Annotated in this window: 18 protein-coding genes; 5 read left to right on the top strand and 13 right to left on the bottom strand. The window is 67.6% G+C overall.

Features of this window, described 5'->3' with window-relative positions:
* Nucleotides 1-9: 9 nt before the first annotated feature.
* The 3 genes from ABKS89_RS15265 to ABKS89_RS15255 are packed head-to-tail and all read left to right on the top strand — an operon-like array spanning nucleotide 10 to nucleotide 3,001.
* Entirely contained in the window at nucleotides 10-792 is a 783-nt protein-coding gene (locus ABKS89_RS15265; RefSeq protein ID WP_348589969.1) for an endonuclease/exonuclease/phosphatase family protein, read from the top strand.
* On the top strand, nucleotides 789-2,003 hold the full coding sequence (gene clsB, locus ABKS89_RS15260; RefSeq protein ID WP_348589968.1) for a cardiolipin synthase ClsB: 1,215 nt from the start codon (nucleotides 789-791) through the stop codon (nucleotides 2,001-2,003). Before ABKS89_RS15265 ends, clsB begins: the two co-directional genes overlap by 4 nt.
* Nucleotides 2,000-3,001: a lysylphosphatidylglycerol synthase domain-containing protein gene (locus ABKS89_RS15255; protein WP_348589966.1), complete on the top strand. Its 1,002-nt coding sequence runs from the start codon at nucleotides 2,000-2,002 to the stop codon at nucleotides 2,999-3,001. Before clsB ends, ABKS89_RS15255 begins: the two co-directional genes overlap by 4 nt.
* On the opposite strand, the gene ABKS89_RS15250 is transcribed toward ABKS89_RS15255, so the two are convergent.
* The 5 genes from ABKS89_RS15250 to ABKS89_RS15230 all read right to left on the bottom strand — a co-directional run bounded on the left by ABKS89_RS15250 (nucleotide 2,976) and on the right by ABKS89_RS15230 (nucleotide 9,398).
* A complete protein-coding gene (locus ABKS89_RS15250; RefSeq protein WP_348589965.1) occupies nucleotides 2,976-4,160 on the bottom strand; it encodes a hybrid sensor histidine kinase/response regulator in 1,185 nt (394 codons plus the stop codon). The genes ABKS89_RS15255 and ABKS89_RS15250 overlap by 26 nt on opposite strands.
* Complete coding sequence (locus tag ABKS89_RS15245; protein ID WP_348589963.1) at nucleotides 4,150-4,737, bottom strand: chemotaxis protein CheB; 588 nt, start codon at nucleotides 4,735-4,737, stop codon at nucleotides 4,150-4,152. Before ABKS89_RS15245 ends, ABKS89_RS15250 begins: the two co-directional genes overlap by 11 nt.
* Entirely contained in the window at nucleotides 4,734-5,552 is an 819-nt protein-coding gene (locus ABKS89_RS15240) for a CheR family methyltransferase (protein WP_138215791.1), read from the bottom strand. The genes ABKS89_RS15245 and ABKS89_RS15240 overlap by 4 nt, the downstream gene beginning before the upstream one ends.
* Nucleotide 5,553: 1 nt before the next feature.
* On the bottom strand, nucleotides 5,554-9,030 hold the full coding sequence (locus ABKS89_RS15235) for a response regulator (protein WP_348589962.1): 3,477 nt from the start codon (nucleotides 9,028-9,030) through the stop codon (nucleotides 5,554-5,556).
* Between the two features lie 104 nt (nucleotides 9,031-9,134).
* Nucleotides 9,135-9,398: a hypothetical protein gene (locus ABKS89_RS15230; protein WP_348589961.1), complete on the bottom strand. Its 264-nt coding sequence runs from the start codon at nucleotides 9,396-9,398 to the stop codon at nucleotides 9,135-9,137.
* On the opposite strand from ABKS89_RS15230, the gene ABKS89_RS15225 reads away from it, so the two are divergent.
* The gene (locus ABKS89_RS15225; RefSeq protein WP_348589960.1) at nucleotides 9,397-11,847 is read left to right on the top strand and encodes an ATP-binding protein; all 2,451 of its coding nucleotides are present in this window, start codon (nucleotides 9,397-9,399) and stop codon (nucleotides 11,845-11,847) included. The two genes, ABKS89_RS15230 and ABKS89_RS15225, sit on opposite strands and share 2 nt — an antisense overlap.
* 6 nt (nucleotides 11,848-11,853) lie before the next feature.
* On the opposite strand, the gene ABKS89_RS15220 is transcribed toward ABKS89_RS15225, so the two are convergent.
* The 8 genes from ABKS89_RS15220 to pqqA form a co-directional block, all read right to left on the bottom strand.
* On the bottom strand, nucleotides 11,854-13,548 hold the full coding sequence (locus ABKS89_RS15220) for a PAS domain-containing hybrid sensor histidine kinase/response regulator (protein WP_348589959.1): 1,695 nt from the start codon (nucleotides 13,546-13,548) through the stop codon (nucleotides 11,854-11,856).
* Nucleotides 13,532-14,695, bottom strand: coding sequence for an alcohol dehydrogenase-like regulatory protein ErcA (ercA, locus tag ABKS89_RS15215; protein WP_348589958.1), 1,164 nt, complete (start codon nucleotides 14,693-14,695; stop codon nucleotides 13,532-13,534). Before ercA ends, ABKS89_RS15220 begins: the two co-directional genes overlap by 17 nt.
* A 109-nt stretch (nucleotides 14,696-14,804) precedes the next feature.
* Nucleotides 14,805-16,598: a S9 family peptidase gene (locus ABKS89_RS15210; RefSeq protein WP_348589957.1), complete on the bottom strand. Its 1,794-nt coding sequence runs from the start codon at nucleotides 16,596-16,598 to the stop codon at nucleotides 14,805-14,807.
* A 2-nt stretch (nucleotides 16,599-16,600) separates the two neighbouring features.
* Nucleotides 16,601-17,749: a pyrroloquinoline quinone biosynthesis protein PqqE gene (gene pqqE / locus ABKS89_RS15205; protein WP_348589955.1), complete on the bottom strand. Its 1,149-nt coding sequence runs from the start codon at nucleotides 17,747-17,749 to the stop codon at nucleotides 16,601-16,603.
* The gene (gene pqqD, locus ABKS89_RS15200; RefSeq protein WP_024762490.1) at nucleotides 17,721-17,999 is read right to left on the bottom strand and encodes a pyrroloquinoline quinone biosynthesis peptide chaperone PqqD; all 279 of its coding nucleotides are present in this window, start codon (nucleotides 17,997-17,999) and stop codon (nucleotides 17,721-17,723) included. The genes pqqE and pqqD overlap by 29 nt, the downstream gene beginning before the upstream one ends.
* Nucleotides 17,999-18,748 carry a pyrroloquinoline-quinone synthase PqqC gene (pqqC, locus tag ABKS89_RS15195; RefSeq protein WP_138215798.1) on the bottom strand — a complete coding sequence of 250 codons (750 nt, stop codon included), beginning with the start codon at nucleotides 18,746-18,748 and terminating at the stop codon, nucleotides 17,999-18,001. Before pqqC ends, pqqD begins: the two co-directional genes overlap by 1 nt.
* A gap of 28 nt (nucleotides 18,749-18,776) precedes the next feature.
* On the bottom strand, nucleotides 18,777-19,691 hold the full coding sequence (gene pqqB, locus ABKS89_RS15190; RefSeq protein ID WP_348589954.1) for a pyrroloquinoline quinone biosynthesis protein PqqB: 915 nt from the start codon (nucleotides 19,689-19,691) through the stop codon (nucleotides 18,777-18,779).
* A gap of 47 nt (nucleotides 19,692-19,738) precedes the next feature.
* The gene (gene pqqA, locus ABKS89_RS15185; RefSeq protein ID WP_003106462.1) at nucleotides 19,739-19,810 is read right to left on the bottom strand and encodes a pyrroloquinoline quinone precursor peptide PqqA; all 72 of its coding nucleotides are present in this window, start codon (nucleotides 19,808-19,810) and stop codon (nucleotides 19,739-19,741) included.
* Between the two features lie 386 nt (nucleotides 19,811-20,196).
* Between pqqA and ABKS89_RS15180 the strand changes: the two genes are divergently transcribed.
* Complete coding sequence (locus tag ABKS89_RS15180) at nucleotides 20,197-22,131, top strand: sigma-54-dependent Fis family transcriptional regulator (RefSeq protein WP_348589953.1); 1,935 nt, start codon at nucleotides 20,197-20,199, stop codon at nucleotides 22,129-22,131.
* Nucleotides 22,132-22,255 lie beyond the last annotated feature (124 nt).

The raw sequence follows: 22,255 nt of genomic DNA, 5'->3' as shown, positions 1-22,255 counted from the left end.
AGGAAGCACATGACCCAGGCCGAGGCCGGTCCGCAGAGCCTTGCCCAGGCGCAGGCCGGCACCTTGCTGCGCGTGCTCACAGTGAACACCCACAAGGGCTTCAACGCCTTCAACCGTCGCTTCATCCTTCACGAACTGCGCGACGCGGTGCGCGCCACCTCGGCGGACCTGGTATTCCTCCAGGAAGTCCACGGCGAGCACCAGCTGCACGCCGAGCGCCACTCCGACTGGCCGCCGACACCGCAGTACGAATTCCTCGCCGACAGCATGTGGCCGGCCTTTGCCTACGGGCGCAACGCGGTCTACCCCGAGGGGCACCATGGCAACGCCCTGCTCTCGCGCCTGCCCATCCGCAGCTGGGACAACCGTGACATTTCAGTGGCCGGCACGGAGGAACGCGGCCTACTCCATGCCCGCATCGAACTGCCCGGCGAACGCGCGCTGCACGCGGTGTGCGTGCACCTGGGGCTGCACGAATCGCAACGGCAAAAGCAGCTTCGACTGCTGTGCAGCCTGGTCGACGAGCTGCCGGCCAACGACCCGGTGGTGGTTGCCGGCGACTTCAACGACTGGCGCTGCCGCGCCACCGGCATTCTCGCCGGCTGCGGGCTGCGCCCGGCGTTCCCGGAACGTGGCGGCGAACCGCGCAGCTTCCCCGCGCGCTGGCCGCTGCTGCGCCTGGACCGCATCTACGTGCGCCACCTCAAGGTCACCTTGAGCGAAGTGCTCAACCGCAAACCCTGGCCCCATCTCTCCGACCACCTGCCGCTGCTCACCGAGGTCTCGCTATGAACGAGGTGTGGCGCGACGGCAACCGGGTAGAACTGCTGATCAACGGCGAGGACTTCTTTCCCAGCGTCCTGCGCGCCATCGACAGCGCCCGCAGCGAGGTGCTGCTGGAAACCTTCATCCTGCGCGACGACAAGGTGGGCCGGGGCTTGCGCCAGGCCCTGATCGAGGCGGCCAGGCGCGGAGCGCGTGTGGAAGTGATCGTGGACGGCTACGGCACGCCGGACCTCGACGCGAACTTCCTCGGCGGCCTGCTGGACGCCGGTGTACGCCTGCACCTGTACGACCCGCAGCCGCTGCTGCTGGGTATGCGCACCAACCTGTTCCGCCGCCTGCACCGCAAGCACGTGGTGGTGGACGGTGCCGTGGCCTTCGTCGGCGGCATCAACTTCTGCGCCGACCACTTGGCCGACTTCGGCGCCATGGCCAAGCAGGACTACGCGGTGAGAGTCGAAGGCCCCGGCGTGGATGATATCCGCCGCGCCTGCCTGGAGCTGCTCAGCCCTGCTCCTCACCTTGAGGGCGGTGACATTCCCGCCGCCGACGCCGTGAACCCTGGCGGCCCCGCCGGCCCGTGCCGGACCTGCCTGGCGATCCGCGACAACCTCCACCGCCGTACCGAGATCGAGCAGCACTACCTGCGCGCCATCGGCCAGGCGAAAGAGCGGCTGCTGATCGCCAATGCCTACTTCTTCCCCGGCTATCGCCTGCTCCGCGCGCTGCGCGATGCGGCCGGGCGCGGGGTGAAGGTGCGGCTGATCCTCCAGGGCCTGCCGGACATGCCGCTGGTGCGGCTGTGCAGCAAGCTGCTCTACGACACGCTGCTGCGCGACGGCGTGGAAATCTACGAGTACTGCGACCGCCCGCTGCACGGCAAGGTCGCCGTGGTGGACCGGCGCTGGGCCACGGTCGGTTCCAGCAACCTCGACCCGCTGAGCCTGTCGCTGAACCTGGAAGGCAACCTGATGATCGAGGACGAGGCTTTCGCCAGCGGCCTGGACGAGCACCTGCAGCGCCTGGCCGTCGACAGCTGCCGCCGCGTCACCCGCCAGTACGCCCGGCGCGGCTCCTGGTGGCGCGCGCCACTGGTATTCCTGAGCTTCCACTTCCTGCGCCACTTCCCGGCCATCGCCGGGCAGCTGCCGGCACACCGGCAGATACTCCACCCCGCCAGCGTCGACGATGGGCCCGGCCAGTCGCAGGTGCAACCATGAACCACAAGCGCTTCTGGAAGCTGGCCAATCGGGCGTTCAACGTCCTGTTGCTGATCGCCCTGCCGGTGCTGCTGTTCCTGCTGTTGCGCGCCACCGACTGGAACGAGGTGTTCCGCCTGCTGCGCGAATACAGGCTCAGCACCCTGGCGCTGGGGATGCTGATTGCCTTTGGCAGCTACGGCATCTTCAGCAGCTTCGACGTGCTCAGCCGCTACTACATCGGCCATCCGCTGCCGGTGCGCCGGGTGTTCACCGTGGCCTTCGTGTGCAACGCGTTCAACCTCAACCTCAGCTCCTGGGTCGGTGCCATCGCCCTGCGCTACCGCCTCTACGGACGCCTGGGTATGAGCACGGGGGACATCACGCGCATCCTCACCTTCAGCCTGATCACCAACTGGTATGGCTACCTGCTGCTGGCCGGCGTGCTGTTCGTCTGCGGCTTCCCCAACCTGCCGGAGAGCTGGTCGCTGGGCCAGAGCGGCCTGCGCGCCATCGGCGTGTTGCTCCTGCTGCTGGGCGCTGCCTACCTGCTGGCCTGCCGCTTCGCCCGCCGCCGCGCCTGGGGCTGGAAGCGCTACCGGCTGAACCTTCCCACTTGGCGCCTGGCAGCGCTGCAGGGCCTTGCCGGGGCCAGCAACTGGTCGATGATGGCACTGCTGATCTACAGCCTGCTACCGTCCTCGGCCAGCTACCCGGAAGTGCTGGCGACCCTGATGATCAGCAGCATCGCCGGCGTCGTGTTGCACGTTCCGGCGGGGCTGGGGGTGATCGAGACGGTGTTCATCACGGTGCTGCACGACCATTTCTCCCGCGGCGAACTGGTGGCCGCGCTGATCGGCTACCGGGTGCTGTATTTCCTGATCCCGCTGCTGCTCGCCTGCCTGGTCTACCTGTGGCTGGAGCGGCGTGCGAAGAAGCTCAGGCGCCGCGCGGAACGCCGGGAGGCGGCGCGTCGGCAGGGAGCACCGGCAATCAGTCCAGCGGCAGATAGAGGCTGAACGCCGCGCCCTGCCCCGGCTCGCTGTGCACCTCGATGCGGCCGCCGTGGGCCTGGACTATCTGCTCGGAGATGTACAGGCCCAAGCCCAGACCGGCCACGCCGGCCGCGCCGGCACCCCGTTCGAACTGCTGGAAAATGCGCCGCTGCTCTTCGGCGCTGATGCCGTCGCCATGGTCACGCACGCAGAGTTGCGCCCTTCCATCCGCCACCGCGACCGTCACCTCCACCGGCTGGCCGGGGCCGTAGCGCAGGGCGTTGCTGACCAGGTTGCTGATCACCTGCTCCAGGCGGTAGGCGTCCCACACGCCTTCTACCGCTTCGGGCGTCTCCAGGCTCAGTTCGCAGCCGGCCGCCTGGGCCTGCACGGCGAAGTTGCCCAGCACGCGGCGGGCGATATCAGCCAGGTTCGCCGGCTCCGGGCGGATCGACAGCTTGCCGGTGCGGATGCGCGAGACGTCGAGCATGTCCTCGATCAGCCGGTTCAACCCGGTGAGCTGGCGCTCATCGCGCTCGAAGAGCACGCCCAGGCGGTCCTGCGCGAAGTGCTCCAACTTGCCCTTGGACAGGTAAAGACGGCGCAGCTGGGTATCCAGCATCAGGCCATTGAGCGGCGTGCGCAGCTCGTGGGAGACGATGGACATGAAGTCGTCGCGCATCTTCACCGCGCGCTGCAGCTCCACCTGGGTCTCGCGCAGCTCGGCGAGCAGCGCGTCCTGCTCGCTGCGCGCCAGCTCCAGCGCTTCCAGCTGCCGTGCCAGCACCTTGCGTTGGCGATACAGATCGACGAAGACGTTCACCTTGCTGCGCACCGCGTGGTTGTCCAGCGGCTTGTAGAGGAAGTCCACTGCGCCGCTCTCGTAGCCCTTGAACGCGTAGTTCTGCTCGCGCCCGGCGGCGGTGACGAAGACGATGGGGATGTTCTTGGTGCGCTCGGTGCCACGCATCAGCTCGGCCAGGGCGAAGCCGTCCATGCCGGGCATCTGTACGTCGAGCAGCGCCAGGGCGAATTCGTGCTCCAGCAGCAGCGACAACGCCTCGTCCGCCGAGGAGGCCTTGAACACCTCGCGCCCCTCGCCCTTGATCAACGCCTCCAGCGCCAGCAGGTTCTCCGGCAGGTCGTCGACGATCAGCAGTTTGCTTCCCTGGTTACGCAGCATGTCGGGTGCCCATTCGGGTCAGTAGCGCGTGAATCTCACGCAGCGGAAGAATGTGGTCCGGGGCGTGCAGTGCAATGGCCGCCTCCGGCATGGTGGACACGGCGGCTTCGGCCGGGTCCTGGACGATGCTCAGCCCGCCTTCGCGGTGGATATGCGCCAGCCCTTCGGCGCCGTCCTGATTGGCTCCGGTCAGCAGGATGCCGGCGAGATTCTCCCGGTAAGCGTCCGCCGCCGAGTCGAAAAGGATGTCGATGGACGGCCGGGAGAAATTCCGCGGCGCCTCGCGACTCAACGCAAAACTACGCTCCCGCTCGATGGACAGGTGATACCCGGCAGCGGCGAAGTACAGCGTGCCCGCCTCCACCGGCGCCTTGTCACGGGCCTCCTCCACGGGGATCGCCAGGCGCCGGGCGAACAGGTCGACCAGCTGGCTCTCGTGGTTTTCCGGCAGGTGCAGCACCGCCACCATGGGCAGGGCGAAGTTCGCCGGCAACCCGTCGAACAGCTGGAACAGCGCGTCCACGCCGCCTGCAGAGGCGCCGATGACCACGGCCTGGATGCTGCGTTGCGCGCTCATCGCTTGCGGAACACCCGTTCACGGCGATTCACCACCTCGAACTCCGAGGCGAAGTCGGTGAAGTCCAGGCTTTCCTTGCTGCCCAGGCCGAGGAAGCCCCGGTGGCACAGCGATTCGTGGAACAGGCCGATGGCACGGTTCTGCAACTGGCGGTTGAAGTAGATGAGCACGTTGCGGCAGGAGATCAGGTGCGTCTCGGAGAACACGCTGTCGGTGGCCAGGCTGTGGTCGGCGAAGGTCACGTTGGCGCGCAGCATCTTGTCGAACAACGCCCCGTCGTAGGCCGCCGTGTAGTAGTCCGACAGCGAGCCCTTGCCGCCGGCGGCGCGGTAGTTCTCGCTGGCCTGTGCCAGGTCCTCTACCGCGTAGATGCCGCGCCGCGCCTGCTCCAGCGAGCGCGGATTGATGTCGGTGGCGTAGATCAGCGTGCGTTCGAGCAGGCCCTCCTCGTGCAGCAGGATGGCCAGCGAATGCACCTCTTCGCCGGTGCTGCAGCCTGCGACCCACAGGCGCAGCGACGGATAGGTGCGCAGCACCGGCACCACTTCCTGGCGTAGTGCGAGGAAGTAGCTGGGGTCGCGGAACAGCTCGCTCACCGAGATGGTCAGGTACTGCAACAGCTCATGGAAGGCGTGCGGGTCGTGCAGGATGCGCTCCTGCAGCGCCGAGATGCTGCGGCACTCGAACAGCTGGGTGGCATGCAGCACGCGGCGCTTGAGCGAGGTGCCGGAGTAGTCGCGGAAGTCGTAGCTGTACTTCAGGTAGATCGCCTCGATCAGGAGGCGCAGCTCGATGTCCTGGCTGCGATCAGGCATGTCAGATGCGCTCCAGCTTGGGTAGCCATACCCGGATCAGGGAGAACAGGCGGTCGAGGTCGATGGGCTTGGCCAGGTAGTCGTTGGCGCCGGCGCGCAGGCACAGTTCGTGGTCGTCCTTCATCGCCTTGGCGGTCACCGCGAGGATCGGCAGTTTCTTCCAGCGCGCGTCCTGGCGGATCAGGCGGGTCGCCTCGTAGCCGTCCATCTCCGGCATCATCACGTCCATCAGCACCAGGTCGATGTCGCCGACCTCGCCGAGCTTCTCCAGGGCCTCGCGGCCATTGCGCGCCACTTCCACGCGGGCACCCTTGTGCTCCAGGGCGCTGGTGAGGGCGAAGATGTTGCGCACGTCGTCGTCCACCAGCAGGATTCGCCGCTCCTCGAAGGCCCGGTCACGGTTGCGCGAGGTGCGCAGCATGCGCTGCCGCTCGCTGGACAGCTGCGACTCGACCTTGTGCAGGAACAGCGTCACCTCGTCGAGCAGGCGCTCGGGCGAGCGCGCGCCCTTGATGATGATCGAGCGCGAGTACTTGAGCAGCTCGGTTTCCTCGTCGCGGGTGAGGTTGCGCCCGGTGTAGACGATCACCGGCGGGAACGAGCAGATGTCTTCCTCGCCCATGCGCCGCAGCAGCTCGTTGCCCTGCATGTCCGGCAGCTTGAGGTCGATGATCATGCAGTCGTAGATGTTGCGACGCAGCAGCTCCAGGGCCTGTTCGCCCTGCTCCACCGCGGTGATCTCGATGTCGTCGTCGCCGATCAGGCGCGAGACGCTGTCGCGCTGCAGCGGGTCGTCCTCGACCAGCAGGATGCGCTTTACCTCCTGGGTCAGCTTGGCCTCCAGCTTGCCGAACACCTCGCGCAGCTGCTCGCGGGTGGTGGGTTTCAAGGCATAGCCGATGGCGCCCAGGTGCAGGGCCGCTTCGCTGCGATCCTCCACGGAGACCACGTGAACCGGCACATGGCGGGTGCGCGGGTTGGCCTTCAGGCGTTGCAGCACGGCGAGGCCGGATTCGTCGGGCAGGTGCATGTCCAGCAGGATGGCGTCCGGGCCGTGCTCGTCGGCCAGGCGCAGGCCTTCCTCGGCGCCCATGGCCACCAGGCAGCGATAGCCCAGCTCGCGGGCCAGGTCATAGAGGATGCGGGCGAACTTCGGCTCGTCTTCCACCACCAGCACGCAGCGCTGGCCGATGCTGACCTGTTCGCGGTCGTCGGCGAAGGCCGCGGCAGCAGGTGCACGCACCACCGGCGGCGCAATGGCGGCCGGGGCAATCGCAACGATCGGCGCGGGCGCGCTGACCGCCTCGTCCTCGGCCGGCGCCTGGTAATTCAGCGGCAACAGCAGACTGAACACGCTGCCCTTGCCCGGCTCGCTGCTGACGATGATGCTGCCGCCCAGCAGGTGCGCGAGGTCGCGGGAGATCGACAGACCCAGGCCAGTGCCGCCGTAGCGGCGGTTGGTGGCGCCATCGGCCTGCTGGAAGGCTTCGAAGATGCGCGCGAGCTGGTCCTCGGCGATACCGATGCCGCTGTCACGCACATCGAAACGCAGCCCCTCGGGCGCGGCGCTTACGCGCAGAGCAACTTCGCCGCTGTCGGTGAACTTGAAGGCGTTGGACAGCAGGTTCTTGAGGATCTGCTCGACCCGCTGACGGTCACTGAACAGCAGCGCCGGGGCATCCTCGGCGACTTCGGCAACGAAGCGCAGGCCCTTGTTGTCGGCCTGCGGGCGGAACAGCCCTTCCAGCGCCTCCACCAGGCGCCGCACGCTGGCGTTCTCCGGGCGCACTTCCAGCTTGCCGGCCTCGACCTTGGAGATGTCGAGGATGTCGTTGATCAGGTTGAGCAGGTCGTTGCCGGCGCCGTAGATCGACTCGGCGAACTTCACCTGCTCATCGTCCAGGTTGCCCTGTTCGTTGTCCGCCAGCAGGCGCGCAAGGATCAGCGAGCTGTTGAGCGGCGTGCGCAGCTCGTGGGACATGTTGGCGAGGAACTCGGACTTGTAGCGGCTGGCACGCTGCAGCTCGTCGGCGCGGCCCTGCAGGTCCAGGCGCGCCTGGTTCAGCTCGGTGTTCTTGCCGTCGAGATCGTCGCGCTGGGCGGCCAGCTCCTGGGTCTGCTCGGCGAGGCGCTCGTTGGTCTGCTCCAGTTCCGCCTGCTGGGCCTCGAGGTGCGCCTGGGACTCCTTGAGTACCCGCGACTGTTCCTCCAGTTCCTCGTTGGCGGTCTTCAGCTCCTCCTGCTGCACCTGCAGTTCTTCGTTGAGCTGCTGGGTCTCCGCCAGCAGGTCCTGCTGGCGCTGGCGGTGCTGGGCGGCGGCGATGGCGCTGCCGAGCGTCTCGCCGACGTTCTGCAGGAAGGCCTGGTCGCGCTCTTCCAGCTGGCGCAGGAAGCCCAGCTCCAGCACGCCGACCACGCCGCCATCGTTGAGCAGCGGCAGCAGCGCCACGCTCACCGGCTGGCCGTTGCCCAGCGCCGAGTTGACCTTCAGGTAGTCCGGCGGCAGGCCGTCGACCACCCGCAGCTTGCGCTGGCGGGCGGCCTGGGCGATCAGGCTTTCATCCGGGGCGAAATAGTCCTCGCCCAGCGCGCTGGTGGCGAAGCCGAAGGTGCCGGACAGGCGCAGGCCGCCACGATCATCGCGCACATAGAGCGCACCCACCGGGGAGGCGACGAACTCGCCGAGGAATTCCATCAGGCTGCGCCCGAGGGTCGGCAGCGACTGCTGGCCGATCAACTGTTCGCCCAGGCGGCTCTGGCCATCACGCAGCCAGGCCTGGCGCGCCAGCGTTTCGTTGTGCTGCACCTGGCGACGCAGGGATTCGGCATAGGACTCGGACAGGCTGACCAGCTGCCGGCGGCCGAAGTACGCCAGCAGCGTACCGACCACGATGCTGAACACCAGGTAGAGGATGACCACGCCGGTGGAGAGGCTGGAAGCGAACTGGTTGCGGTCGTGGCGCAGCTGCTGCTCGGTGTTGATCAGCGAGGCGTACTGGGCGCGGATCGCGTCCATCATGCTCTTGCCGCGCCCGGCCTTTATGGCGTCGGAGGTGTCCTGGCCCTGGCGGCGCTGCTCGATCATCTGCTGGGCGAAGGCCATCCACTCGTCCTGCATCGAGGTCAGGCGTCCCACGCGCTCGACCTGCGGCGGGTTGTCCGCCACCAGTTCCGAGAGGCTCTTGAGGCCGGAATTGATGCGCGGCCGTGCCTGCTCCAGCGGCTCGAGGAAGCCCGGGTCACCGGTAATCAGGAAGCCGCGCAGGCCGCTCTCCTGGTCCACGCTCAGGCGCTGCATCTCGTTGGCGCTGGAGATCACCCGGTCGGTGTGCTCGACCCAGCCCAGCACGTCGAGCATGTACAGGATCAGGCCGATGAACAGCACCGCGCCCAGCAGGCAGATGCCCAGCGGCAGCGCCATGTTGCGCGCGAGGATGCGGCGGAAGGCGCTTTCGTCGGCGATGGCTTTCTGGTTCATCTGCGGGATCCCTGATGGTCTTTCTTCCCTGGATGCACTCGACCGGCATGGCGGAGATTGCGACAGAAGCCAGGTAAGTATTTGAAGTTATTGTAAGAACGTTCTTAAAACTGCAGAAATAATAACGTTAAGCGTTGTAGGCTACACACCAGCTGGCGAATTGACAGCCACTCCTGCGGGACGTTCGAAGTTTTCTCGGAATAAGCCTGGAGAAAAGTGGAATTATCTCCCGGTGCGCCTTTCCAACGTCCGACAAGGAACAGAAGATCAATCGGTCGCAGGGTTTGCTCGATGCCAAGCTCCCCGGGGGAAACCCCCATTTCGCCAGTGCAGGGCCAGGGCGACTTTCTCAACAGCAGCAGCGCCATGGCACCGCTGATCCGCCAGTACGACTGGGCGACCACGCCGCTCGGTCCGATGGACCAGTGGCCGGCCACACTCAAGGGCATCCTCGAAGTCGGCCTCAACTCGCGTCTGCCGGTGTGCATCTACTGGGGCCCGGAATTCATCCTGCTGTACAACGACGCCTGGAGCGCCATCCCCGGCGACAAGCATCCCGCCTGCCTGGGCCAGCCGGCGCACGTCGCCTGGTCGGACATCTGGTCGATCCTCGACCCCATGTACAACGGCATCCTGCAGACCGGCGTGGCCGCCCACGAGGAAGACCGCCTGCTGCCCATGGTGCGTTTCGGCTACGTCGAGGAAGCCTACTTCACCTATAACGTCAGCCCGATCTTCGGCCAGGACGGCAAGCCCATCGGCCTGTTCAACACCGCCGTAGAGACCACCGGCAACGTCATCGCGCAACGCCGCCAGCGCCTGCTGACCCGCCTGGCGGAACGCCTCGGGCAGGCCGACGACAGCGCGCAGATCTGCGCCCTGGCCTTCGCCCTGCTCGCCGAAGCCATCCACGACGTGCCCTTCTGCCTGCTCTACCACGCCGGCACCCTGCTCGGCGCCTGCGGCACCGACACGAGCGATCACTTCGCCCCCGCGCAATTGACGCTGGACGACGACCCCCTGCACCTGTTCAACGGCCTCAAGGACGCCCACCAGTCGCCGCTGGGCAGCCAGTACGTGCGCGCCTTCGCGCCCTGGCCGGAAGTGCTCGACAGCACCTACGCCACCCCGCTGGATGGCCACGCAGACGGTCTGGCGGTATTTGGCATCAGCCCGCGGCGGCGCCTGGACGAGAACTACGCGACCTTCTTCAACGAACTGGCCGCCCTTCTCGGCCATGCCCTCGCCGCCGCCGGCCAACGTACGGAAGAGCGCCGGCTGAAGGCCGCAGTACAGGAGGAAGCCCTCCAGCGCACCCGCGAGCGCGACCGCGTGTGGACGGTGAGCCAGGACCTGCTCTGCGTGCTCGATCACCAGGGGGTGCTGCTCAACGTCAACCCGGCCTGGGGCAGCCTGCTGGGCTGGAGCGAGGAGCAGCTCACCGGCCGCAACAGCGAAGAGCTGGTGCACCCGGACGATCTCGCGCCGAGCATCGACATACGCACCACCCTCGCCCGTGGTGAGCGCCTGCAGCACTTCGAGAACCGCCTGCGCCACGCCGATGGCAGCTACCGCTGGATTTCCTGGCACGCCACCGAGGAAAACGGGGTGATCTACGGCTGCGGCCGCGATATCACCGAACAGAAGCGCGGCGTACTACTGCTGGAGCAGGCGCAGACCGCGCTGCTCAACGCCCAGCGCATGGAAGCCGTCGGCCAGCTCACCGGTGGCATCGCCCATGACTTCAACAACCTGCTGGCGAGCATTCGCTTCAGCCTCGACCTGATCACCCGCCGCGCGCCAGCCAACTCCCAGCCGGAGCTCAGCCACATCCTCCATGCCGCCACCCGGGCCACCGAGCGCGCCGCCGAGCTGACCCACAACCTGCTGGCTTTTGCCCGTCGTCAGGCGCTGGCCATGCACCCGGTGGACCTCGGCCAGCAACTGCGCGACTGGCACGACGAGCTGATCGAACGGGCCGGACCGGATGTCGCACTGACGCTGACCCTGAACGATGCGCAGAGCGTCCTGACCGACCGCGACCAGTTGCACAAGGCCATGCTCCACCTGGTGGAGAACGCCCGTGACGCCATGCCCGGCGGCGGCCGCCTGGAGATCAGCCTGCAGCGTCAGGAGATCGTCAGCGGCGACCACGACCTGCCGGCCGGCGACTACCTCGCCCTCTCCCTGCAGGACGACGGCCAGGGCATGAGCCAGGCGACCCTGACCCACGTCTTCGACCCCTTCTTCACCACCAAGGGCATCGGCCCCAACAGCGGGCTGGGCCTGTCGATGGTCTACGGCTTCATCAAACAATCCGGCGGGCACATCCGCCTGCGCAGCGAACCCGGCCAGGGCACCTGCGTCACACTCTATTTCCCGAGAGGCACCTCAGTGGTCAGCATTCCCGACGCCCCTACGCCCCACAATGAACCGGCCAACAAGCAGCTGTGCGTGCTGGTCGTAGAGGACAACGACCTGGTGCGCATGCTCACCGTGGAAGTGCTGGAGGAGATCGGCTACCAGGTGCTGCAGGCCGAGGACGCCGAGGAGGCGCTGCCGATCCTGCAGGGCGAAACCGCCATCCACCTGCTGCTCACCGACGTCGGCCTGCCGGGCATGAACGGCGAGGAACTGGCCGTGGCTGCACGCGAGGCGCGGCCGGAGCTGCCGATCCTGTTCGCCACCGGCTACGCCGAGATCGTCCACATTGATGGCAGTGAGCTGGCCACGCGCATGTCGATGATCGCCAAGCCCTTCTCCATCGACGCGCTGCGTGACAAGGTCAACGGCATGCTCGGGCGCAAGGACGGCTGAACGGCTTCAATGAGTCAGCAGCACGCTCAGCGTCGCGCGCAGCTTGCCTGGCTTCACCGGTTTGTTCAGCAGCGGCATCCCCAGCCGCTGCAACGCACGGCGGCAATCATCGCTGCGGTCGGCGCTGATCATCAGCGCCGGCAGCTCGCAGCGGAAATACTCGCGCAACCCACGCACCGCCTCGCAGCCGGTGCGGCCATGGTCGAGGTGGTAGTCGGCCAGGATCACTTCCGGTGCCTTGCCGTCCAGCGCCTGCAGCGCTTCCTCGTAGCTGGTCGCCACCAGCACCTCGCAGCCCCACTGGCCGAGCAGCGCCGCCATGCTGGCGAGGATCGCTTCCTCGTTGTCGATCACCAGCAGGCGCCGGCCCGGCAGCGGGTCGCCGGTCACCGGGCGCGGGCCGCTCTCCACCAGCCCCGGCTGCAGCAGGTCGCGCACCAGCGGCACCTCGAGGGAGAACACCGAACCACGTCCCGGCACCGAACGCACCTGCACCCGGCAACCGAGGATGCCGGCGATGCGGTCGACTATCGCCAGCCCCAGCCCGACACCCCGGCGGTTGGCCGCGCGGCCGGCATCGAGTTGGTTGAATTCGAGGAAGATGGCTTGCAGCTGGTCCGCCGGAATCCCCCGCCCGGTGTCCCAGACTTCCAGTCTGACGCTATCACCGCGCCGGCGCGCAGCGAGCATCACGCTGCCGCGCTCGGTGTAGCGGCAGGCGTTACTGAGGAAATTGCGCAGGATGCGCGACAGCAGGCGATGATCGGTGCGCACCGCCAGAGCGGGAATCCGTGAGCGCAGGCGCAGCCCGGCGGCGCGGGCCACTTCATCGAACTCCGAGACCAGCGGGCCGAGCAGTTCGTCCAGCGGATAGACATCCAGGTCCGGGCGGATCGCGCTCTGGTCCAGGCGAGCGATTTCCAGCAGATCGGTGAGCAGGTCCTCGGCGCCTTCCAGCGCCTGGTGCGTGCGCTCCACCAGCACCTGTTCGGCGTTCGGCAGCTTGCGTTCGCGCAGGGTGGACACAAGAAGGCGCGCAGCATTCAACGGCTGCAGCAGGTCATGGCTGGCGGCGGCCAGGTACTTGTCCTTGCTGTTGTTGGCGGCCTCGGCGGCGTCGCGGGCCTCGCGCAGCTGCTGGTTCAGTCCCTCCAGCTCACGGGTGCGCTCGGCGACACGCTGCTCCAGTTCTTCGTTCAGGCTCTGCAGGCGCTGCTGGGCCTGGACGCGCTCGGTGATGTCGGCGACGAAGCCTTCCACCAGGCCTTCTTCGTCCGGCTTGATCAGCAGGTTCATGAGGACGATGACATGGCTGCCATCGCGGCGTCGCAGGCGCGTCTCGTAGCCGAACAGGCCGTCGCGCTCGCGCAGCAGCGCACGGATGCGGCGCATCTCCGCCTCGCCGCCGACGAACAGCTGGCTGGCCATGTCCTGCAGGTTCCACAGCACCTGCTGCGGGTCGTCATAGCCGAGCATCCGCGCCAGCGCCGGGTTGGCGGCGCGCAGGCCCTGGCTCAGGCTGGCCTGGAAGATGCCGTGGACGGCGTGTTCGAACAGCCATTTGTAGCGGTTGCGCTCGGCTTCCAGCTCGTCCAGCCGCGCCACCAGCTCGGGGTAGTGGCTCTTGCGCGCGGAATGGCTGCCCAGGCCGAGCAGCCCGGCCAGGGCCTGTTGCTGCTGCTCGTCAGAGGGCCTCGCCATACACCACCTCGACATCGCGCTGGCTGGACTCGCGAGGGTTGGTGAGGATGCACGGGTCCTGCATCGCGTGGCGCGAGAGGAAGGGAATGTCGGAACTGCCCACGCCATGCAGGCTGAGGCTTTCGTGGAAGCCCACGGCATTCTTCAGGGCGATCAGGTGTTCCACCAGGCGCTGGCGGATCTGCGCATGGTTCATGCCGCGGCAGTCGATGCCGAAGGTCTCGGCAATCACCTTGAAGCGCTCGGGCGCGGCGCTGTAGTTGAAGGCCACCACGTGCTCCACCAGCACGGCGTTGCACAGCCCGTGCGGCAGGTCGAGGTAGCCGCCCAGGCTGTGGGACATGGCGTGCACCGCGCCGAGGATCGCGTTGGAGAACGCCAGCCCCGCCTGCATGCTGCCCAGCATGATCTTCTCGCGCAGGGCGATGTCCGCCGGATTGGCGATCATCTGCACCAGGTTGCCGTTGATCAGCCGCATGGCCTCCAGCGCGTGGGGGTCGGTGAGCGGGCCGTGGCCGGTGGAAACGAACGCCTCGATGGCATGCACCAGCGCGTCGATGCCGGTGCAGGCGGAGAGGAACGGGTCCATGGTCAGGGTGGTTTCCGGGTCGATCAGCGACACGTCGGGCACCACCGCCTTGCTGACGATGGAGAACTTCATCCGCTCGTCCTGGTTGGAGATGATCACGAACTGCGAGACGTCGGCGGAGGTGCCGGCGGTGGTGGGGATCAGGATCAGCGGCGGGCTGGGCACGCGCAGGGTGTCCACGCCCTCGAACTCGAGGATGTTGCGGCCGTGGGCGGCGACGATGCCGATGCCCTTGGCGCAGTCCATCGGGCTGCCGCCGCCGACCGCGACTATCACGTTGCAGCCTTCGCTGCGGTAGACGTCGGCGCCGCGCATGACTTCTTCCACACGCGGATTGGGCGACACCTCGGTGTAACGGCAGAAGGGAATGTCCTGGGCGGCCAGGCTGGCCTCGATATCGGCAACCCAGCCGGCGGCGACTACACCGGGGTCCGACACGACCAGGACCTTGCGGGCGCCGAAGGTTTTCACGTAATTAGCGACATTGTGCCGGCATCCGGCACCGAAAATGATCTCTGGCGAGACGAATTTGCGCAGCTGGCTGAGCTCGTGGGACATCGGGGGCTCTGTCGTTATTGTTATGGGATATTTCCGGCAGCCTACTGCATCCGTCAGGTATTGCAATGCGACCTTGGCAGACGGTTCTGACAGTCGGTTCTGACGGATATCAGCCCCCCAGAAGCGCCTGATAGAAGCGCCACTCGGCCTCCAGCGCGTGGGCCAGGTTGGCAGCGTGACGGAAGCCGTGACGCTCCCCGGCATAGCGGTGCACTTCCACCGGCACGCCGCGCTGGCGCAGGCTGTCGACCATGGCGTCGGTCTGCGCCGGCACCACCACCACATCCAACTCCCCCTGGAAGAAGATCATCGGCGCGTGGATGTGTTCGGCCTGCAGCACCGGCGTGCGCTCGCGGTAGCGCTCGGCGTCCTGTTGCGGGTCGCCGATCAGCCAGTCCAGGTAGTCCGCCTCGAACTTGTGGGTGACCCGCGCCAGCGCCTGCGGATCGCTGACGCCATAGAGGCTGGCGCCACCGCGCAAGCCCGGTAGCCGCGCCAGCGCCATCAGCGCGCTGTAGCCGCCGGCGCTGGCGCCGCGCACGAACACCCGCTGGCGGTCGATGCGCCCGGCCTTGGTAAGGCAATCCAGCGCCGCGCCGATGTCCTCCACTTCCACCTGCCCCCAGCCCAGGTGCAGGCGCTCGCGGTAGGCGCGGCCATAGCCGCTGCTGCCTCGATAGTTGATATCGGCGACGGCAAAGCCCCGCCGCGTCCAGAACTGGATGCGGCCGTCGAACACCGGGTAGCTGGCCGAGGTCGGCCCGCCATGCAGGAACACCACCAGCGGCGGCGCCCCGTCCGTGGCGCAGGGCGGATAGAAGAATCCATGGCCGCATTCGTCCTCGCCCACCGGGTAGTGGAAGGCTTCGCCACGGGACAGTTCGGCCTCCGCCAACGGCCTCTCGCCACCGGCCAGTACCTGGGTAGAGCCGTCCACCCGGCGGATCGCCAGCAGCGTCGGCAGGCGGTCCGGCGCAGCGGCGATGCAATAGAAGTGGCGTTCGTCCGCCGCCAGCGAGCGGAAGCGGCTGTACTCCGGCGCCAGCCGGCGTTCGCCGCCACGTCCGTCATACAGCACCAGCACGCCGCGGCCTTCTTCGTAGCGCGTCGCCAGCAGCTCGCCGCGCGGCAATGGCAGGAAGGTGCGCCCGCCCAGTTGCCAGGGTGCGCTGGCGTGGTCGGCGGCAGCGCTGGGCAAGGCGTCGTGGCCTTCGTGGTACGGCTGCCAGTAGCCGTCGCAGTCGCTCAGCCAGTGCAGGCGACCGTCCTCGGCGAAGCGCGGCTGCTGGATGGATTCGTGGCGGGCCTGCCCGGCCAGGCAGCGCTCTTCCCCGGCGAAGGACTCGCACAGGCGGGTGCGCGTCCAGGGCTGGTGCGGGCGGTCCCACTCCACCCAGGCGATGCGCCCGGCACTGCTGTCGGCCACTGGCGAGGCGTAGAAGTCCGCACCCGAGGCGATCACCCGGCGGCGGCCATCGGCGTCGAGACGGACGATGCGGTGGTTCACCCCGCCACTGCCGTTCTCCTCTTCCACTGCCAGCAGCGCATTCCACGCCGGGACGTAGTGCAGGTCGCCGTAGCGGCAGTCGTCGCGATGGGTGATCGGCCGGGGCGCGCCACCCAGGCGCAGCCAGTGCACCTGCTGATCGCCCTCTTCCACCCAGGCCACGCCGTCGGCGGTGGCGCAGCAGGAGCCGCCACCGTATTCGTAGACGCGGCTGCGCACCGAAGCTCCGGGCGGCGTCAGCTCGACGCTCTGCCCGTCACGGCGAAGGAACAACCGGCAGCGCGCGCTGGCGGGGTCGAACGCAGCCCACAGCAATCCGCCGTGGGCCACGTGCAGCTCGGCGAAATCCCCCGCGGCGGCTACCGCGCGTTCGGCGCTCCAGTCGCTGCGCTGCATCCTCAGGCCTTGCAGATCAGTTGCGAGGCCCGCTCGTTGCGCAGGGTCAGCGCACTGAGCGGGGTGGCGGCGGTTTCCGCCTCGCGGCGGGCGTCGAGGATGATCCCGTGGTGGGCCGACTTGGCGCACACCGGGTCGGTTGCCTCGGCATCACCGGTGAGCATGAAGGCCTGGCAACGGCAGCCACCGAAGTCGCGTTCCTTCTCGTCGCAGGAGCGGCACGGCTCGGGCATCCAGGCGTCGCCACGGAAGCGGTTGAAGCCGAACGACTCGTACCAGATGTGCTGCAGGCTGTGCTCGCGCACGTTGGGGAACTTCACCGGCAGTTGTCGCGCACTGTGGCACGGCAGCGCGGTGCCGTCCGGGGTGACGTCGAGGAACACGCTGCCCCAGCCGCCCATGCAGGCCTTGGGGCGCTCCTCGTAGTAATCGGGCACCACGAAGATCAGCTTGCACGGATTGCCTTCGGCGGCCAGGCGTTCACGGTACTGCGCGGTGATGCGTTCGGCGCGCTGTAGTTGTTCGCGGGTCGGCAGCAGGCCGGCACGGTTCAGCTCGGCCCAGCCGTAGAACTGGCAGGTGGCGAGTTCGACGAAGTCGGCTTCCAGCTCGATGCACAGCTCGATGATGCGCTCGATGCTGTCGATGTTGTGCCGGTGGGTGACGAAGTTCAGCACCATCGGGTAGCCGTGGGCCTTCACCGCGCGGGCCATGGCGAGCTTCTGGGCGAAGGCCTTGCGCGAGCCGGCGAGCAGGTTGTTCACCTCCTCGTCAGCGGCCTGGAAGCTGATCTGGATATGGTCGAGACCGGCGTCGGCGAACTCCTTTAGGCGCTTCTCGTTGAGGCCGATGCCGGAGGTGATCAGGTTGGTATAGAAGCCCAGCCCGCGTGCCGCGGCGATCAGTTCGGCGAGGTCCTGGCGCACCAGCGGCTCGCCGCCGGAGAAGCCCAGCTGCGCCGCGCCCATCTCGCGGGCCTGGCGGAACACTTCGATCCATTGCTGGGTGGAAAGCTCCTCGCCGCCCCTGGCGAAGTCCAGCGGGTTGGAGCAGTACGGGCACTGCAGCGGGCAGCGGTAGGTCAGCTCGGCCAGCAGCCAGAGCGGCGGGCCTACCGGCGCCTCAGCGCAGCTCGATCCAGAATTGCGCATGGGCCACCTCGAGAAATGCCAGGATGTCTTCGTCGATGCCCGGCACGCCGGGGAAATCGGCACGCAGGCCATCGATGATGCCGGCGACGTCAGCCTGCCCGTCGACCCGGCCGAGGATCGCCCCGGCGCTATCGTTGAGCTTCACCATCCCCTCGGGATAGAGCAGCACATGGCAGCCCTGGGCCGGTTCGAATTGCAGGCGGAAGCCCCGGCGCAGCGCCGGGATGCTGTCCAGCGAAGGCAGACTCATCACAGCAACCCCCTGTGCCATACGCGCTCGCTCGTCACCGTGTGGTACGGCGGGCGCTCCAGTTCATAGGCCATGCTCATCGCGTCGAGCATGCTCCAGAGCACGTCGAGCTTGAATTGCAGGATTTCCAGCATGCGCTCCTGGGCCTCGCGGGTGCGGTAATGCTCCAGGGTGATGCGCAGGCCGTGTTCGACATCGCGGCGCGCCTGGGACAGGCGCTTGCGGAAGTAGTCGTAGCCGGTGGCGTCGATCCACGGGTAGTGCTGCGGCCAGCTGTCCAGGCGCGACTGGTGGATCTGTGGGGCGAACAGCTCGGTGAGCGAACTGCTGGCGGCTTCCTGCCAGCTGGCGCGGCGGGCGAAGTTGACGTAGGCGTCCACGGCGAAACGCACGCCGGGCAGCACCAGTTCCTGGGACAGCACCTGCTCGCGGTCCAGCCCGACAGATTCGGCCAGGCGCAGCCAGGCCTCGATGCCGCCCTCCTCGCCGGGCGCGCCGTCGTGGTCGAGGATGCGCTGCAGCCATTCGCGGCGTACATCGCGGTCCGGGCAGTTGGCGAGTATCGCCGCATCCTTGAGCGGGATGTTCACCTGGTAGTAGAAGCGGTTGGCCACCCAGCCCTGGATCTGCTCGCGGCTGGCGCGGCCTTCGTACATGGCCACGTGGTACGGGTGGAAGATGTGGTAGCAGGCGCCCTTGGCGCGCAATGCCTGCTCGAATTCGGCGGGGCTCATGGCTTCGCGGGTCATCGCGACGCTCCTTCTGGGAAAAGCGCCATTAAAGGAAAATCCCCATGCCATCGAACGCCACCTCGATACCGCGCGCGTCCAGTTCGGCGCGTTCAGGCGAGGCGATGTCGAGGATGGGATTGGTGTTGTTGATGTGAATGAGCACCTTGCGCGGCCCGTCGATGCCGTCGAGCACCTCGATCATGCCGCCGGGACCGCTCTGCGCCAGGTGGCCCATCTCGCTGCCGAGCTTGTCGCCGACCTCGCAGACGCGCATTTCGTCGTCGCGCCAGAGCGTGCCGTCCACCAGCAGGCAGTCGGCGCGGCGCATCCAGGCCAGCAGCTCGTTGTCCACCTGGCCCAGGCCCGGTGCGTAGAACAGCTTGCCGCCGGTGGACAGGTCCTCGATGAACAGGCCGATGTTGTCCCCCGGATGCGGGTTGCCCCGGTGCGGCGAATACGGCGGCGCGCTGCTGCGCAGGGCGATGGCGGTGAGGCGCAGGCCTTCGCAGGCCGGGATGCTGAAGGGTTCGGCATCCAGCTCGATGAGCCGGTGCTTCAGCCCGCCGTTCCAGTGCGACAGCATGGGGAACAGGGGGAAGCCGGTGGACAGGTCCTGGTGGACCATTTCCGTGCACCAGACGTCGTGCGGGCAGCCTTCACGCAGGCTGAGCAGGCCGGTGGTGTGGTCGATCTGGCTGTCCAGCAGGACGATGGCGGCAATCGCCGAATCGCGCAGGCGCCGCCCCGGCTGCAGCGCCGGGAATGACGCCAGCTGGGCACGGATGTCGGGTGAGGCGTTGCAGAGAATCCAGTTCTCGCCGTCGTCGGACAGCGCGATGGACGATTGGGTGCGTGGCTGCGCGATCACGCTGCCGTCGCGGACGCCGCGACAGTTGCGGCAATTGCAGTTCCACTGGGGAAAGCCGCCACCGGCGGCCGACCCGAGAATTCGGATGTGCATGACAGTGCCCCGTGGGCAGGGGCCCCGGCGGACCGGGGCCGAGTGGATCAGCGGTTGGCGAAGTACAGGGTCACTTCGAAGCCAAGGCGCAGGTCGGTGAAGCTAGGCTTGGTCCACATGGGTCTGTCCTCTTTCTTGTTGGAAGGCGCCGGCAAGCCCGGCAAGTCGAGTTAAACACCAGGGTCGGACACTCCGAATGATACTTTCGAAGGAGATTCCCCCCTGATTTGGTAGCGGGCCCGCGACAGCTGTCGCGCCCCGCCGCTACAACTGTCCCATCGCTGCGACAGCCGTTGCCCGGTTGCGCCCGTGCCCTCTGGCAGCGAGCGCTCTGGCGCGGGGCTCGGCGCCCCGCGCGAAGTGTTTCGGCACAGGCCTTGCTCGGGCTCTCGTCGCCCGTGACCCACCGGTCTAGACTAGCCAATCCTAGGAACGGTCCTACACGGAGCCGGTCCCCTACAAAAACAATGCGCCGCAGTCCGACTGACGGCCGCCGGGAGTGACCATGCACCCGCAATCCCTGGAAAACTGCCCGAACGACCTTGCCGCCTTCATCGCCGATCACTTCGGCGAGCGTGACATCCAGCCCGAGGGCGCCATCGCGCGCTCCTGGTACCGCAGCGTGATGGAGCACCATCTCGACCCCCGCGCGCGGGCGGAAAAACACATCCTCACCGCCGGGGAAATCCGCGAGCACCAGGGGCTGCACCAGGACTACCTGGCGATTGCCAGCCAGGGCGTCACCGGCCTCGCCCGGCGCGTGCTGCCAGCCGGCTTCGCGGTGCTGCTCAGCGACGAGCGCGGCATCACCCTCGATGCGCGCCTGCCCAGCGAGCGCGACCGCTACACCCAGGCCGGGCTGATCGTCGGCGCGCGCTGGGACGAATCCATCGCCGGCACCAACGGTATCGGCACCGCGCTGGCCGCCGGCGAGGCGCTGACCATCCACCGCCAGGAGCACTTCCTGGTGAGCAACTTCCGCCTGAGCTGCTCGGTGGCGCCGATCTTCGACGCCCAGCACCGCCTGCGCGGCTGCCTGAACGCCACCTGCCTGTACAACGACGGGCCCAAGGACGCGCAGTACCTGACCCTGCAGCTGGTGATCCTGTATGCGCGGCTGATCGAGAACGCCAGCTTCCGCCAGCGCTACCGCGACCGCCTGACCCTGTCGGTGAAGGCCCGCGACGAGGTGTCGGACCTGGCCAATGAACAGCTGATCGCCCTCGACGAACAGGGCCGGGTGATCGGCGGCAACCACGCCGCCTTCACCGCCTGCCGTGGAGAGCTGCTGGGCAGCCGCATCGAGCAACTGCTGGAGGCGGACGTCGACCAGTTGCTCGACCTGAGCAAAGGCGGCGCACGGGGTATTCGCCTGCGCACCCTGGCCGATCACGCGCTGGTGGATGTCGGCCTGCGCACACCGGCCAGCCCGCCGCGACGCAATGCGCCAGCCGCTGTTGCGTCGAAAAGCCCGGAGCATCCCGACCTCACCCGCCTCGCCGGTGCCGATCCACGCCTGCAGGACGGCGTGCGCAAGCTGCGCAAGGTGCTCGACAAGGGCATCTCCATCCTGGTGACCGGCGAGACCGGCACCGGCAAGGAAGCCTTCGCCCGCGCCATTCACCAGGCCAGCGCACGCCACGCCGGGCCCTTCGTCGCGCTGAACTGCGCGGCGATCCCGGAAAGCCTGATCGAGAGCGAACTCTTCGGCTACCGCGGCGGCAGCTTCACCGGCGCCAGCAAGAAAGGCATGAAGGGCAAGCTGGAACTGGCCAACGGCGGCACGCTGTTCCTCGACGAGATCGGCGACATGCCGGCGCACCTGCAGACGCGCCTGCTGCGCGTGCTGGCCGAGCGGGAAATCCTCCCGCTGGGCGCCGAAGCGCCGGTGGCGCTGGACGTGCAGGTGGTCTCCGCGACCCACCAGAACCTGGCCGAGATGATCCGCGCCAAGGGCTTCCGCGAGGACCTGTTCTACCGCCTCGCCGGCATGACCCTGCAGCTGCCGGCGCTGCGCGAGCGTACTGACCGCGAGGCGCTGATCGACAGCCTGCTGGCGGGCCTGGGCGGCAACCTGCACCTCGACAGCGCAGTGCGCGAGCGGCTGCGCGGCCATCCGTGGCCGGGCAACATCCGCCAGTTGCTGAACTGTTTGCGCTACGCCGCCGCCCTCGCCGAGGACGGCCGCATAGACATGGACTGCCTGCCGATGGAGTTGCATCAGGCTGCTCCCATTGTCATTGCCGAAGCGCCGCCGACAGCCACCACGACCGCCCTCGCCGCCCGCCTGGACGACGACGAGGCGCGCCACCTGCTGGCGGCGCTGCGCGAGCGGCAGTGGAACATCAGTGCGGTGGCACAGCAGTTCGGCATTGCCCGGTCGACCCTGTATCGGAAGATGAAGAAGCACGGCATCGTGCAGCCCAACGCGCTGTATTGATCTTTTCCCTTTTCCCTGCGTCCGCTGATCGAAGTGAGCGTGGCTGCGCTGCAGGATCGTAGGGCGCATAACGCGCCAGCGTTATCCGCCTCGAGGCAATCGGCGGATAACCCGTTCCGGGTTA

Origin of the sequence: Pseudomonas sp. LABIM340, assembly GCF_040017195.2 — a bacterium.
In the GTDB taxonomy this organism is placed as follows: domain Bacteria; phylum Pseudomonadota; class Gammaproteobacteria; order Pseudomonadales; family Pseudomonadaceae; genus Pseudomonas.
This window is presented reverse-complemented; position numbering and strand designations above follow the sequence as displayed.